General features: G+C 68.3%; 10 protein-coding genes and 1 tRNA gene. 3 read left to right on the top strand and 8 right to left on the bottom strand.

The window, feature by feature from the left end:
* The first annotated feature begins 14 nt into the window (after positions 1-14).
* Complete coding sequence (gene epsC, locus E3O46_RS14845) at positions 15-596, top strand: serine O-acetyltransferase EpsC (protein WP_134561985.1); 582 nt, start codon at positions 15-17, stop codon at positions 594-596.
* A 111-nt stretch (positions 597-707) separates the two neighbouring features.
* Here the strand turns inward: epsC and prfA are convergent, their stop codons facing one another.
* The 8 genes from prfA to argS form a co-directional block, all read right to left on the bottom strand.
* The gene (gene prfA / locus E3O46_RS14840) at positions 708-1,787 is read right to left on the bottom strand and encodes a peptide chain release factor 1 (RefSeq protein WP_134448141.1); all 1,080 of its coding nucleotides are present in this window, start codon (positions 1,785-1,787) and stop codon (positions 708-710) included.
* A complete protein-coding gene (gene rho / locus E3O46_RS14835) occupies positions 1,787-4,447 on the bottom strand; it encodes a transcription termination factor Rho (RefSeq protein WP_134561984.1) in 2,661 nt (886 codons plus the stop codon). The genes prfA and rho overlap by 1 nt, the downstream gene beginning before the upstream one ends.
* 284 nt (positions 4,448-4,731) lie before the next feature.
* Positions 4,732-5,697, bottom strand: coding sequence for a homoserine kinase (gene thrB, locus E3O46_RS14830; protein WP_420897748.1), 966 nt, complete (start codon positions 5,695-5,697; stop codon positions 4,732-4,734).
* Positions 5,694-6,809, bottom strand: a complete 1,116-nt coding sequence (thrC, locus tag E3O46_RS14825) for a threonine synthase (protein WP_134448137.1) — start codon at positions 6,807-6,809, stop codon at positions 5,694-5,696. The genes thrB and thrC overlap by 4 nt, the downstream gene beginning before the upstream one ends.
* Positions 6,809-8,146 carry a homoserine dehydrogenase gene (locus E3O46_RS14820; protein ID WP_134448135.1) on the bottom strand — a complete coding sequence of 446 codons (1,338 nt, stop codon included), beginning with the start codon at positions 8,144-8,146 and terminating at the stop codon, positions 6,809-6,811. The genes thrC and E3O46_RS14820 overlap by 1 nt, the downstream gene beginning before the upstream one ends.
* On the bottom strand, positions 8,143-9,576 hold the full coding sequence (gene lysA / locus E3O46_RS14815) for a diaminopimelate decarboxylase (RefSeq protein WP_134561983.1): 1,434 nt from the start codon (positions 9,574-9,576) through the stop codon (positions 8,143-8,145). Before lysA ends, E3O46_RS14820 begins: the two co-directional genes overlap by 4 nt.
* Positions 9,577-9,720: 144 nt before the next feature.
* Positions 9,721-10,518 (bottom strand): LmeA family phospholipid-binding protein, encoded by a 798-nt coding sequence (locus E3O46_RS14810; RefSeq protein ID WP_166791090.1) that lies wholly within the window; start codon positions 10,516-10,518, stop codon positions 9,721-9,723.
* A 2-nt stretch (positions 10,519-10,520) separates the two neighbouring features.
* Positions 10,521-12,212 carry an arginine--tRNA ligase gene (gene argS, locus E3O46_RS14805; protein WP_134561981.1) on the bottom strand — a complete coding sequence of 564 codons (1,692 nt, stop codon included), beginning with the start codon at positions 12,210-12,212 and terminating at the stop codon, positions 10,521-10,523.
* Between the two features lie 54 nt (positions 12,213-12,266).
* Between argS and E3O46_RS18350 the strand changes: the two genes are divergently transcribed.
* Both E3O46_RS18350 and E3O46_RS14790 read left to right on the top strand, forming a co-directional pair.
* Complete coding sequence (locus tag E3O46_RS18350; RefSeq protein WP_166791089.1) at positions 12,267-12,917, top strand: hypothetical protein; 651 nt, start codon at positions 12,267-12,269, stop codon at positions 12,915-12,917.
* 84 nt (positions 12,918-13,001) lie between these two features.
* Positions 13,002-13,073, top strand: a tRNA-Arg gene (locus tag E3O46_RS14790).
* Positions 13,074-13,575: the final 502 nt, after the last annotated feature.

The following is a 13,575-nucleotide window of genomic DNA, read 5'->3' as shown; positions in this document are numbered from 1 at the left end:
AACTGAAAACCGACATGGGAGTCATTTCACGCATCCGTGAGGACATGGCGATGGCGCGCGCCCACGACCCGGCAGCCCGCAGCAACGTGGAGGTCTTCCTCGCGTACAGCGGGCTGCACGCCGTCTGGTCGTACCGCATCGCGCACCGGATGTGGGTGGCCGGGTTGTACCTGCCCGCCCGGCTGGTCTCCCAGTTCACCCGGTTCCTCACCGGGATCGAGATCCACCCCGGCGCCCGGATCGGGCGCCGGTTGTTCATCGACCACGGCATGGGCGTCGTGATCGGGGAAACCGCCGATCTGGGCGACGACGTGATGCTCTATCACGGCGTCACTCTCGGCGGGAAGACCCGGCACGGCGTCGTCCGCGGTGAGAAGCGGCATCCCACCCTCGGCGATGGCGTCACGATCGGCGCGGGCGCGAAGGTGCTCGGCCCGATCACGATCGGCGCCTGGAGCACGATCGGCGCGAACGCCGTCGTCACGAGGGACGCCCCGCCGAAGTCCCTGCTGCTCGGCATCCCCGCGACGATCCAGCCGGTGCGCGCGCAGACGATCGAGGGCGCGCGCGGTCTCCCGGTCTCCGACGAGGACTAGCCGGCTCGCGGCATCTGCCGCCGCCGCCGCCCAGAGTCACCAGAAATGCCCAGAATCGCCGTTCGACCGGCGATTCTGGGCATCTTCTGCGACACTCGGGCGCGAAACCGGTTAGTCGTGGTCCCCGATTTCGGCGAGGCGGGTGGCCTCGTCCGCGAGGATGCAGGACTCGATGACGGCGTCCAGGGCGCCGTTCATCACGGTGTCGAGGTTGTACGCCTTGTAGCCGGTGCGGTGGTCGGCGATACGGTTCTCCGGGAAGTTGTACGTGCGGATGCGCTCTGACCGGTCCATCGTGCGGATCTGGCCCTTGCGGACCAGGGACGCGGCCGCGTCGATCTCTTCCTGCTGCCGGGCGAGGACGCGGGCGCGCAGGACGCGCATCCCGGCTTCCTTGTTCTGCAGCTGGCTCTTCTCGTTCTGCATCGCGACCACGATTCCGGTCGGAAGGTGGGTGATGCGCACCGCGGAGTCCGTCGTGTTGACGGACTGGCCGCCGGGGCCGCTCGACCGGTAGACGTCGATCTTGAGGTCGTTGTGGTTGATCTCGACTTCTTCGGGCTCATCGACCTCTGGAAACACGAGCACGCCCGCCGCAGAGGTGTGGATGCGTCCCTGCGACTCGGTCGCCGGCACCCGCTGGACGCGGTGCACGCCGCCCTCGTACTTGAGGTGCGCCCAGACGCCCTCAGCGGGGTCGTTGGTGTTGCTCTTGATCGCGAGCTGGATGTCCTTGATACCGCCGAGGTCGCTCGTGGTCTGCTCGATGATCTCGGTTTTCCACTTTTTCGACTCGGCGTAGTGCAGGTACATCCGGAGCAGGTCGGCGGCGAACAGTGCGGACTCCGCACCGCCCTCCCCCATCTTGATCTCCATGATCACGTCGCGGGCGTCGAGCTCATCGCGTGGGATGAGCAGACGGCGCAGCTTCGCGGAGGTGTCCTCGAGCTGCACCTCGAGCCCGGGGATCTCCTCGGCGAAGGACGAGTCCTCCTCCGCGAGCTCCCGGGCGGCGTCGAGGTTCTCGCCGATTTCTTTCCACTCGTTCCAGGCCGCGATGATACGGCTCAGCTCGGCGTAGCGCCGGTTGACCTTCTTCGAACGGGCCGGGTTGGAGTGCAACTCCGGGTCGGCCAGTTCAGACTGCAGCTCGTCGAATTCGGCCTGCAGAGTCAGAACAGACTCGAACATTACTTGTCCTTGTCTGACCCGTTCAGGGACGGCATCGACTTCTGAACCTGCATGAGGAACTCCACGTTGGAGGACGTCTCCTTGAGGCGGCCGAGGACGACCTCGAGTGCCTGCTGCTGGTCGAGTCCGGCAAGCGCACGACGGAGCTTCCAGGTGACCTTGACCTCGTCCGAGCTCATCAGCATTTCTTCACGACGGGTTCCCGATGCGTTGACATCGACCGCCGGGAAGATCCGCTTGTCGGCGAGCTGGCGCGAGAGGCGCAGCTCCATGTTGCCGGTGCCCTTGAACTCCTCGAAGATGACCTCGTCCATCTTGGAGCCGGTCTCGACGAGCGCGGACGCGAGGATGGTGAGCGAGCCACCGTTCTCGATGTTGCGCGCGGCGCCGAAGAAGCGCTTGGGCGGGTACAGGGCGGATGCGTCGACTCCACCGGAGAGGATCCGGCCCGACGGCGGCGCGGTCAGGTTGTACGCCCGCCCGAGTCGCGTGATCGAGTCGAGGAGCACGACGACGTCGTGTCCGAGTTCCACGAGGCGCTTGGCACGCTCGATGGCGAGCTCGGCGACCGTGGTGTGGTCCTCGGCCGGGCGGTCGAAGGTGGAGGCGATGACCTCACCCTTGACCGTGCGCTGCATGTCGGTGACCTCTTCCGGCCGCTCATCGACCAGCACGACCATGAGGTGGACCTCGGGGTTGTTGGTGGCGATGGCGTTCGCGATCTGCTGCATGACGATGGTCTTGCCGGCCTTGGGCGGCGCGACGATGAGGCCGCGCTGGCCCTTCCCGATCGGGGCGACGAGGTCGATGATGCGCTGGGTGAGCTTGCCGGGCTCGGTCTCGAGGCGGAGACGCTCCTGCGGGTACAGCGGGGTGAGCTTCTGGAACTCGACGCGATTGGCGGCTTCCTCGACGGACAGGCCGTTGATCGAGTCGACCTTGACGATCGCGTTGTACTTCTGGCGGCCGTTCTGGTCGCCCTCGTGCGGCTGGCGGATGGAACCGACGACGGCGTCACCCTTCCGCAGGTTGTACTTCTTGACCTGGCCGAGGGAGACGTACACGTCGCTCGCACCGGGCAGGTAGCCGGAGGTGCGCACGAACGCGTAGTTGTCGAGGACGTCGAGGATGCCGGCGACGGGGATCAGCACGTCGTCGTCGTTCAGCTCGGGCTCGAAGTCGTCGCCGGCGGTGACGCCGCGGCGCTTGCGGTCACGGAACCGGTTGCGGTTGCTGCGGCTGTTCAGGTCGTCGTCCTGGCCACGGTCCTGCTGGTTGCGGTCCTGCTGGCCGCGCTCCTGCTGCTGGGCCTGACGGTCCTGGTTGCGTTCCTGGTTACGTTCCTGGTTGCGCTCCTGCTGGGCCTGGCGGTCCTGCTGGTTGCGGTCCTGCTGCGCCTGGCGGTCCTGGTTGCGGTCCTGCTGGGACTGGTTGTTCCGGTCCTGCTGCGCCGCGTTGTTGCGGTCCTGGTTGCGGTCCTGATTGCGGTCCTGGTTGTCCTGGCCGCGCTCGGCGTTCTGGTTCTGCTGGTTCTGGTTGCGGTTCGACTGGCGGCCGTTCTGCTGGCGGGAGTTGTCGTCCTGCTCGCCGCCCGCCTGGTTCTGGTTGCCGCCCCGGTTGCGGTTACGGTTACGACCCTGGCGCGGCTGTTCGGCCTGCTCGGTGGACTCGTCGGAGTCCGTGTCGGTGTCCGTGTCGGCGGTGACCGTCTCGGCGTCCGCCGTGCGGTTGCCGGCGAAGTGGTCGACGGGAGCGTCTGCGGATGCCTCGGCGGTCGCGACGTCCTCATCGGTCGCGACGGGGATGCCCGCCGTGCCCTGTGCGAGTTCGTCGTTCAGGGCGTCGATGCGGCTGCGCGCGTCGATGCTGTTGCGGGCGGAACCGTTGCGTCCGTTGCCGCGGGCGCTGCTGCGGCGCGAGCGGCCGGTGGTGACGGGGGCCTCGGTGACCTCGGCGGTCTCGGTGTCGGTCGCTGCGGCATCCGTCGCGGCGGAAGACGCGGGCGCTTCGCTCGTGGGAACCTCGACGACGGGAACCTCGACGACGGGAACCTCGACGACGGGAGCTTCGGCGGAAGGCGCCTCGGTCGGGGCCTCGGTCGCTGCTGCTTCCGCGGCGGCCTTGACCGACACGGACGTGGCGCGCTTGCGCGCCTGGCGGACCGGCTTCTCGGCGGCGACAGGGGCCTCCGTGGTGCCGGTGCCACCGGCGTAGGTGGTGGGGGCCGTCGTGCGACGGGTCGTCGCGGCGGCGTCCGGGAGGATGAGGCCGATGCCGAGGTCGCCGTCAGCGTTGACGTGCGCGGCGGCGGGGGCAGCGGTCGCGGTGGTGGCGCGGCGCGGCGCACGCTTGCGCGGCGGGGCTTCGACGAGAGTCGCGGTCGCGGCTGCTGCCGCGGCCGGCTCGGCGACGGCCGGCTCGGAAACGACCTGCTCGGAGACGACCGGCTCGGTCGCGGCGAAGGCGGGGATTTCGAGCTCGGGGCTCACGGTGTCGCCACCGGCCTGGACGGCGGTGATGGCGGAGACGAGCTCGCCCTTACGGAGCTTGGAGGAGCCGGGGATGCCCAGTTCGAGCGCGAGAGCCTGAAGCTCTGCGACACGGAGGGTTCCCAGGCGGGATGAATCCGCGGCACTTGCGCGGAGGTTGACGTCAGTCACGAAAATTTGTCCTTTCCCCCGGCACGAACGTTTACGAAAACCGGGGAAGCTGTGGCAACGTCGGAGGCGCTGCGGGTGGTTCAATCCCACAGAAAGTGGATTGAAGTGAACACACACAGCCACGCACAGATGTCGCGATAGCAGTGAGTTACGGGAAATGCACCATCGAAAGGAACCGGTCGTTAGGCGATTTCTTCGGGTACGCCATCGACTCTAGCAGAGCATTCCGAGAACGGATGCCGCGCCATCCCCGGCCGCGGCACCCCCCGTTCGCGCGCTTCAGGTCAGGCGGCGACTACCGCGTCCGTGCGGGTGACGGTCGCGCCCTGGAAGTCCACGGCGAGCATGAGTGCCTGCCAGGGGGTCTCCGAGTTCGCGGCGACGAGCTCAGCGGCGACGAGGCGCTGGCCGGGGTCGCTCGCGAGAACGAGGATCGACGGGCCGGCTCCGGAGACGACGGCCGCGAAGCCGTGCTCCCTGAGCAGGGTGATCAACCGGTTGGTCTCGGGCATCGCGGCGGCACGGTAGCTCTGGTGCAGCTTGTCCTCTGTCGCGGCGAGCAGCAGCTCCGGGCTCTGGATGAGCGCGGCGATGAGCAGCGCTGAGCGGGACAGGTTGAAGACGGCGTCCTCGTGCGGCACGGTCTCGGGCTGGAGGCTGCGGGCGAGCGCGGTCGACATGGCCTGCTCAGGCACGAACACGAGCGGCTTCACGCCGCGGTGCACCATCAGCTTCTTGTGCCGGGGGCCCTCCGGGGTCGTCCACGCGATCGTGAGGCCGCCGAAGAGTGCGGGCGCGACGTTGTCCGGGTGCCCCTCCATCTCGGTGGCGAGGGTGAGCAGTGCTTCGGAGTCGATGTCGACGATGCCCTCGAGCAGGCCCTTGGCGGCCATGATCCCGGAGACGATCGCTGCCCCAGAGGATCCCATGCCGCGGCCGTGCGGGATCTTGTTGTGGGCGACGAGCGCGAGGCCCGGCATCCGCTGCCCATAGGCGGCGAAGGTGTGCGCGATGGCCTGCACGACGAGGTTCGTCTCGTCGGTCGGCACCACGCCGGCGCCGACGCCCTGCACGTCGACGAACACGCCGGGTTCCTCACGCACGCTCACGTCGAGGCGGTCGTAGTAGGAGAGGGCGAGGCCGAGGGTGTCGAAGCCGGGGCCGAGGTTCGCGGTCGTCGCGGGAACCTGGACGGTCACCGAACGTCCGGCGAGGAGGGAAGGACCGGACACGGCTTCGGCCAGGGTCACTTCTTGGCCAGACCGAGGACGCTGGCGATTTCGGCGGTGTCGACGGGCACGACGGTCGGAGTGATCTCGGCGCCGTCCGCGGTGCGGAGCGCCCACTGCGGGTCCTTGAGGCCGTGGCCGGTGACCGTGAGCACGACCGTCGCGCCGGCGGGGATGAGCCCGGCTTCGGCACGCTCGAGCAGGCCTGCGACGCTGATCGCGGAGGCGGGTTCGACGAAGATGCCGACCTCTGCGGAGAGGATGCGGTAGGCCTCGAGGATTTTGGCGTCGCTGATCGCGCCGAAGTAGCCGTTCGTGAGCTTCTGCGCCGCGAGGGCGAGGTCCCAGGACGCCGGGTTGCCGATGCGGATGGCGCTCGCGATGGTCTCGGGGTGGTCTACGCGGTGGCCGAGCACGATCGGGGCGCTGCCGGCGGCCTGGAAGCCGAACATGCGCGGGAGCTTCGTGGTCGCGCCGCGCTCGAGTTCTTCGGTGTAGCCGCGGGTGTACGCGGTGTAGTTCCCGGCGTTTCCGACGGGGACGATGTGGATGTCCGGCGCGTCTTCGAGCACCTCGACGACCTCGAAGGCCGCCGTCTTCTGGCCCTCGATGCGGTCGGGGTTGACAGAGTTGACGAGGTGCACCGGGTAGTTGGCCGAGAGGTCGCGGGCGATGTCGAGGCAGTCGTCGAAGTTGCCCTGCACCTGCAGGAGCTGCGCGTTGTGCGCGATGGCCTGGCTGAGCTTGCCGAGGGCGATCTTGCCCTCCGGCACGAGCACGACCGCGAGGATGCCGGCGTGGGTCGCGTATGCGGCGGCCGAGGCAGAGGTGTTGCCGGTCGAGGCGCAGATGACGGCCTTCGCGCCGTCTTCGACGGCCTTCGAGATCGCCATCGTCATGCCGCGGTCCTTGAAGGAGCCGGTCGGGTTCATGCCCTCGTACTTGATCCAGACCTTCGCGCCGGTGCGCTTCGACAGCGCGGGGGCGGGAATCAACGGCGTGCCACCCTCGCCGAGCGTGATGATCGGGGTCGCGTCGGTGATGTTCAGGCGGTCGGCGTATTCACGCAGCACTCCCCGCCACTGACGGGACTGGGTCTTCACGGCCTGCGTGGACTCTCGTTCGCTGGACATCAGGCTCCTTCAACTCTCAAAACGGATGCGACGGTGGTGACAAATCTGTTGGCGGCGAGGTCGGTCACGGTGGCGGCGAGTGCCGCCTCCGTTGCCTCGTGGGTTCCGATCACAAGGGTAGCCGTGGACGGGACGGCCGCGTGACTGGACGTGAGGGGACGTGCGGGGGTCATCGACTGCTCGACGAGGGCCAGCGAGACGCCATGGTCACTGAACACCCCGGCCAGGGTCGCGAGCACGCCCGGCTCGTCGGTCACCTCGAGGGTGACCGCGTAGCGGGTCGTGATGCTGCCGATGTCGAAAACGGGCAGGTCGGCGTGGATCGAGGCCGCGACTCCGGGGCCGCCGGCGATGTGGCGGCGGGCGAGGGAGACCAGGTCGCCGAGCACTGCGGATGCGGTCTCGACTCCCCCGGCGCCCGCGCCGTAGAACATCAGGCTGCCCGCGGATTCGGCCTCGACGAAGACGGCGTTGTTCGCTCCGTGCACGGCCGCGAGCGGGTGGCTGCGCGGCACCATCGCGGGGTAGACCCGGGCGGAGACCCCGGCCTGGCCGGTCGCGGCATCCGTGATGCGTTCGCAGATGGCGAGGAGCTTGACCACGTAGCCGGCCTTGCGGGCGGACTCGATCTGCGCGGGCGTGACCTCGGTGATGCCTTCGCGGTAGACGGATGCGAGCGGCACGTGGGTGTGGAAGGCGAGGCTCGCGAGAATGGCCGCCTTCTGCGCCGCGTCGTAGCCGCCGATGTCCGCGGTCGGGTCGGCTTCGGCGTAGCCGAGCTCCGTCGCGGTGGCGAGGGCTTCCTCGAGGCTGTCGCCGTCGGTGTCCATCCGGTCGAGGATGAAGTTCGTGGTGCCGTTGACGATGCCGAGGATGCGGTTGATCTGGTCGCCGCCGAGGCTGTCGCGCAAGGGCCGCAGGATCGGGATGGCGCCTGCGACGGCGGCCTCGTAGTTGAGCTGGGCGCCGACCTGGTCTGCGACGGCGAAGAGTTCGGGCCCGTGGGTCGCGAGGAGAGCCTTGTTCGCGGTGACGACATCCGCCCCTGAGTTCATCGCCATCAGGATGTAGCTGCGGGCCGGTTCGATGCCGCCGAGCAGTTCGATGACGACGTCCGCGCCGAGGATGAGGGACTCGGCGTCGGTCGTGAAGAGCTCGTGCGGCAGGTCGACGGTGCGTTCGGCGTTGACGTCGCGCACGAGGATGCCGACGAGTTCGAGGCCGGCGCCGACCCGGTTGGCGAATTCCTCGCTCTGCTCGAGCAGCAGCCGGGCGACCTGGGCGCCGACGTTGCCGCCGCCCAGGAGGGCGACGCGCAGGTTGCGGTATTCGATCATCGGATGGCTTCCTTCGGTTGATCGGTGCCGGCGGGGGCCGCGACGACGGCGGTGATCCCGGTGTCGCGGGAGAGCAGGTCGGCGATCGTCTCGCCGCGGACGAGCAACCGGGCGGCGCCGTCCAGCACGGCGACGACCGGCGGGCGGCCGAGGTAGTTGTAGTTACTCGCGAGGGAGTAGCAGTACGCACCGGTCGCGGCGACGGCGACGAGGTCGCCGGGGCCGACGTCGCCGGGCAGGTAGTCGGCGTCGACGACGATGTCGCCGCTCTCGCAGTGCTTGCCCGCGACGCGTACGAGCACGGGCTCCGCGGTGCTCGAGCGGCCCGCGAGCCGCACAGAGTAGTCGGCGCCATAGAGCGCCGCCCGGGCGTTGTCGCTCATGCCGCCGTCGATGCTCACGTAGAGCCGCGGCGCACCCGACACGTCGACGGCCTTGGTGGTGCCGACCTCGTACAGGGTGATGCCCGCCGGGCCGATGATGGAGCGGCCGGGCTCGAAGGCGACGATGGGCACCGGGATGCCGCGCGCCGCACACTCTGCCGCGACGATGTCGGCCAGACGGGCGGCGAGTTCGTGGATCGGGGTGGGCGTGTCCGCGTCGGTGTACGCGATGCCGAAGCCGCCGCCGAGGTTGAGCTCGGGAACAGGCCCGCCGACGAGGAGCGCGGCGTGCACGGCGAGCAGGCGGGAGGCGGACTCTGCGAACCCGTCGGCTCCGAAGATCTGGGAACCGATGTGGCAGTGCAGGCCGATGAAGCGCAGGGCCGGCTCCGCACGGATCAGGGCGACGAGGCGCGGAGCATCCTCGAGCGTGATGCCGAACTTCTGGTCCTCGTGCGCTGTGGCGAGGAACTCGTGCGTGTGCGCGTGCACGCCGCTGTTCACCCGGAGCCGCACGTTCTGCACGATGCCGTGCCGGGCCGCTGCCGCTGCGACGCGGGAGATCTCGACGGTCGAGTCGATCACGATCGTGCCGACGCCGGTGGCACAGGCCTCGTCGATCTCGGCGAGGGACTTGTTGTTGCCGTGGAAGCCGAGGCGGGCGCCGGGCGCGCCGGCCGCAAGGGCGACGGCGAGTTCCCCGCCGCTGCAGACGTCGATGTTGAGGCCCTCGGCGAGCATCCAGCGGGCGACCTCGCTCGACAGGAAGGCCTTGCCGGCGTAGTAGACCTTGACCGTGGTGCCGATGCGGGAGAATTCTGCCTCGAAGGCGGAACGGAGGGCGGATGCGCGGGCGCGGGCATCCGCTTCGTCGATGACGTAGAGCGGGGTGCCGAACCGGGCGGCCAGGTCAGGCGCGGAGACGCCGCCGATGACGAGGTCGCCGGCAGGCGCGCGGTGCATGGTCGCGGGCCAGAGGCCGGCCGAGAGCGCGTTGGCGTCTCCGGGCAGGACGAGCCAGTCGGGGGCGAGCGGGTTGGTGGCCACGGGTGAAAACCTCACGGGAAAGTCGAGTGGGTGTCTCACTGAGTGGCGAGCGAACCCGGATTGGTCCCTGAAGCCAGTGAAGATTCCGCCGGTATGACAGCGAACCTGCACCGATTCTAGCGAGCAAGGGGTGCGCGCGCCGAATCAGCCGGCGGAGCAGGTGCCGAGGGTGGTCAGCGACTGCGCGGTGAGCATCAGGGTGCTCGACTCCAGCGTAATGCGCGCCCGCCCCGGTGTGACGTCGACGCCGGCGAGGTTGACGCCCTCGGGGAGGTACCCGGCCACGCACACCCGGACCGGCTGCTGGCCGAGCACGAGCGGCAGGATTGCCGTCGCATCGAGGCTGCCCGCCCCGGTGGTGATCGTCGCATTGCTCGGTGTGAAGAGCAGCGAGTCGGCCGCAGCGGTCGGGGTGGCGGTGGCCTGGTAGCCGATGTCCAGGCCGAAGACGCTCACGCTGCCCTCGTACTGCACGGTGCCGTCGCCGAGCACGAGGTTGGCTGCGGGCGCCCCCTTCGGCAGGGCCGCCGCGAGCAGGGTGTTGAGCGCCGCCTGGTCGAGGTCGACCGTTCCGCGCACGTCGCCGACCTGTTCGGCCTGGTCGACGGGCACGTCGGTCGCGACGAGGTGAACGGATGCCGGCACGCCGTTCACCGTGAGGGCGGGAGCGACCAGGGTGACCCGGTCGAAGCTCCCCATCAGGTACTGCGCGATCACGGACAGGCCGCCGATCGAGACGGACACGTCGCCCGTGACCGAATCGGGCAGGTGCGCCGCGATCTCGGCCTTCGCCCGGTTCTCGGCGTAGTTGCGCACGCCGGCATCGGCGATGAAGAAGGCGGCGACGAGGGCGAGCACCACGATCGTCGCGATGATGAAACCGCTCAGGCCACGGCGCCTGCGCGTTGCGGCTCCCCTGCCCGTTGCGGCGTCGCGGTCCACGGTCACATCCGCTCGGGAGCAGCCACGCCGAGGAGGCCGAGGCCGTTGCGGATGACCTGGCCGGTCGCGTCGTTGAGCCAGAGGCGCGTGCGGTGCAGTTCCGTGACGGGCTCGTCGCCAAGCGGGATCACCCGGCAGTTGTCGTACCAGCGGTGGTAGTAGCCGGCGACCTCTTCGATGTACCGGGCGATGCGATGCGGCTCGCGCAGTTCGGCGGCGAGGGCGACCATGCGCGGGTATTCCTGGAGCACGCCGAGCAGGGCGGACTCGCTGTCGTGCACGAGCAGCTCAGGGGCGAAGTCGGTGCGTTCGACGCCCGCTGCCGCGGCGTTGCGGGCGACGGAGCAGGTGCGCGCGTGGGCGTACTGCACGTAGAAGACCGGGTTCTCGTTGCTGTGCTTGCCGAGCAGGTCGAGGTCGATGTCGAGCGCGGTGTCGCTCGAGGAGCGCACGAGCGAGTAGCGGCCGGCGTCGACGCCGACGGCGTCGACGAGGTCGTCGAGGGTCACGATCGTGCCGGCGCGCTTGGACATCCGCAACGGTTCGCCGTCCTTGAGCAGGTTGACCATCTGGCCGATCAGAATCTGCAGGTTGACCCTTGGGACGTCACCGAAGGCCTCGACCATGGCCATCATGCGGCCGACGTAGCCGTGGTGGTCTGCACCGAGCATGATCAGGTTCTGGTCGAAGCCGCGCTCGCGCTTGTCGAGGTAGTAGCCGAGGTCGCCGGAGATATAGGCCGGTTCACCGTTCGAGCGGATGATGACCCGGTCACGGTCATCGCCGAAGGTCGTCGTACGGAGCCAGATGGCGCCATCCGCTTCGAAGATGTGGCCGAGGCCGCGCAGGCGCTCGATGGCCCGGTTGACCGCGCCGGACTCGTGCAGCGAGTCCTCGTGGAAGTAGACGTCGAAGTCGACGCCGAAGCCGTGCAGCTTCTCCTTGATCTCGGTGAACATCAGGTCGACGCCGATCGAGCGGAAGGTTTCCTGCTGTTCCTCGCGGGGCAGGTCGGCGATCGGGGTTGTTCCGTCGTACTTCGCGACGACCTGGTCGGCGATGTCGCCGATGTACGCTCCGCCGTAGCCGTCCTCGGGAGTGTGCTCGCCGAGATAGGCGGCCAGGACGCTGCGGGCGAAACGGTCGATCTGCGAACCGTGGTCGTTGAAGTAGTACTCGCGCGTGACATCCGCACCCTCCGCCTGAAGCACCCGGGCGAGGCTGTCGCCCACGGCGGCCCAGCGGACGCCGCCCATGTGGATGGGGCCGGTGGGGTTGGCCGAGACGAACTCGAGGTTGATCTTGATGCCGTCGTAGAGGTGGCCGGTGCCGTATGCCGGGCCGGCTTCGACGATGGTCTTCGCGAGCGCGCCGGCGGATGCCGCTTCGAGGCGGATGTTGATGAAGCCGGGGCCGGCGATTTCGACGGAGGCGACGTCGGGCAGCGCCTCGAGCCCTGCCGCGAGTTCGGTGGCGACCTCGCGCGGCTTGTAGCCGAGCGGCTTGGCGATCTTCATCGCGATGCTCGAGGCCCAGTCGCCGTGGTCGCGGTTGCGCGGGCGTTCAAGGGTGACGTCGCCGGCGTTGGCCAGGACGAGGTCGAGCCCACCGGTGTCGATGCCTTCTGCGCGTCGGCGCTCACCCAACTGCTGGATCAGGGCGAACAGGGATTCGGAAAGCTCGGCGGGGGTCACGGAAACCAAGCTTACCGGCCCGGTTTCGCGGACCTCGCTTGGTAAGGTCAACCCGTGACTCTCTTCGATTCGCCCGCCTCCCCGTCCGCCCGGCGCTTGCGCGCCGGAGTCTTCCTCTGCGTCGGCGCACTGAGTCTCATCGGCTTGTCCGGCTGCGCAGCGGATGCAGCGCCCTCGGCCTCCGGTTCGGCGAGCGCCCCCGCGACCGGGGGTTCTTCCTCGTCAGCGAGCGCATCGGCCGCCGCGACGGCAACACCGACGCCCACGCCGACCCCGGCAGGGACCGCTGTCGCGATGACGTGCACCGACCTGCTCACCCTGGACGACGTCTACGCGTTCAACCCGAACTACGGCACCGACCCCTCCTACAAGCCGACATCCTCATCGGCCAAGACCGCGGCCTCCTTCCAGGGACTCACGTGCGGCCTGCTCAACCAGTCGAGCGACGGCACAATCGAAATCTCGCTCACCCAGCCCAACGCGCAGCTCATGACGCAGCAGCAGGACAACGCCGTCGCGTCGTCGAAGATCGTCCCGACCTATGGCACTCCCCCGACCGCCCAGGGCTTCTTCGCCGTGACCAACGGCATCGGCGAGGCTCAGGTCTTCACCGACACGTACTGGCTCACGATCAGCTCATCGAACTTCCTGGAGCCCGGCGACGCCGAGTCCCTCGTCTCCGCGGCCCTCGGCCACCTGAAGTAGATCGCCCGGCCTGGCCGATTCGCCGGGCAAGGTGCCGATGGGAACACCGGCCTCCCGGATGCTGGTAACCTAGTGTTTTCCCTGGCCCCCATAGCTCAGGGGATAGAGCACTGCCCTCCGGAGGCAGGGGCGGCAGTTCGAATCTGCCTGGGGGCACATTGTCGCGTGACACGCTAGTTCGAACTTTTGTCACCTAGTTCGGACAAGCTCTCTCTCAAGCCCTTTGTTTTACCACAGTGGGCGCAAATTCCGATTCTGTTGAATCTGGGTGCCAGAAATAGTGGACAACGAATGTCGTGCGAATCTTCAGATGCTCTGCGGAGGCCGCACATTCCCGCCCGTCGAGCAATCGATCAACTCCCCGAAGGCCATCGGCTTCACGCTGCCCCTATAGGGATTCGAACCCTAGATCCGCCCCGGTCCTAGCCCCACACAGGGCCAACTTCCGCGTAATTTAAGCGTTTTACGCTCACCTTCGCACCACTGAAATCAAGGTAATTTCTGGCAACTGTGGGCAAAATGTGGGCACGGGCGACTTCTCCACCGCATGTGTGATGTATCTGGACATGGGTGACAGTTCTGTATCAGGACATCGGTAACACTTCCTGTATCAGGACATCGGTGACAGTTAGATAGTTTTCGGTCGCCGTCCGCGCGG

Source organism: Cryobacterium glucosi, from assembly GCF_004402235.1.
Lineage (GTDB): Bacteria > Actinomycetota > Actinomycetes > Actinomycetales > Microbacteriaceae > Cryobacterium > Cryobacterium glucosi.
The sequence above is the reverse complement of the archived record's forward strand: the minus strand, read 5'-3'. Positions and strand labels throughout refer to the sequence as shown.

Bases quoted from the DNA above. Each gene is read 5' to 3' on its own strand.
- prfA (WP_134448141.1), bottom strand. From the start codon at position 1,787: ATGTTCGAGTCTGTTCTGACTCTGCAGGCCGAATTCGACGAGCTGCAG.
- E3O46_RS14820 (WP_134448135.1), bottom strand. From the start codon at position 8,146: ATGATCGAATACCGCAACCTGCGCGTCGCCCTCCTGGGCGGCGGCAAC.
- epsC (WP_134561985.1), top strand. From the start codon at position 15: ATGGGAGTCATTTCACGCATCCGTGAGGACATGGCGATGGCGCGCGCC.
- thrC (WP_134448137.1), bottom strand. From the start codon at position 6,809: ATGTCCAGCGAACGAGAGTCCACGCAGGCCGTGAAGACCCAGTCCCGT.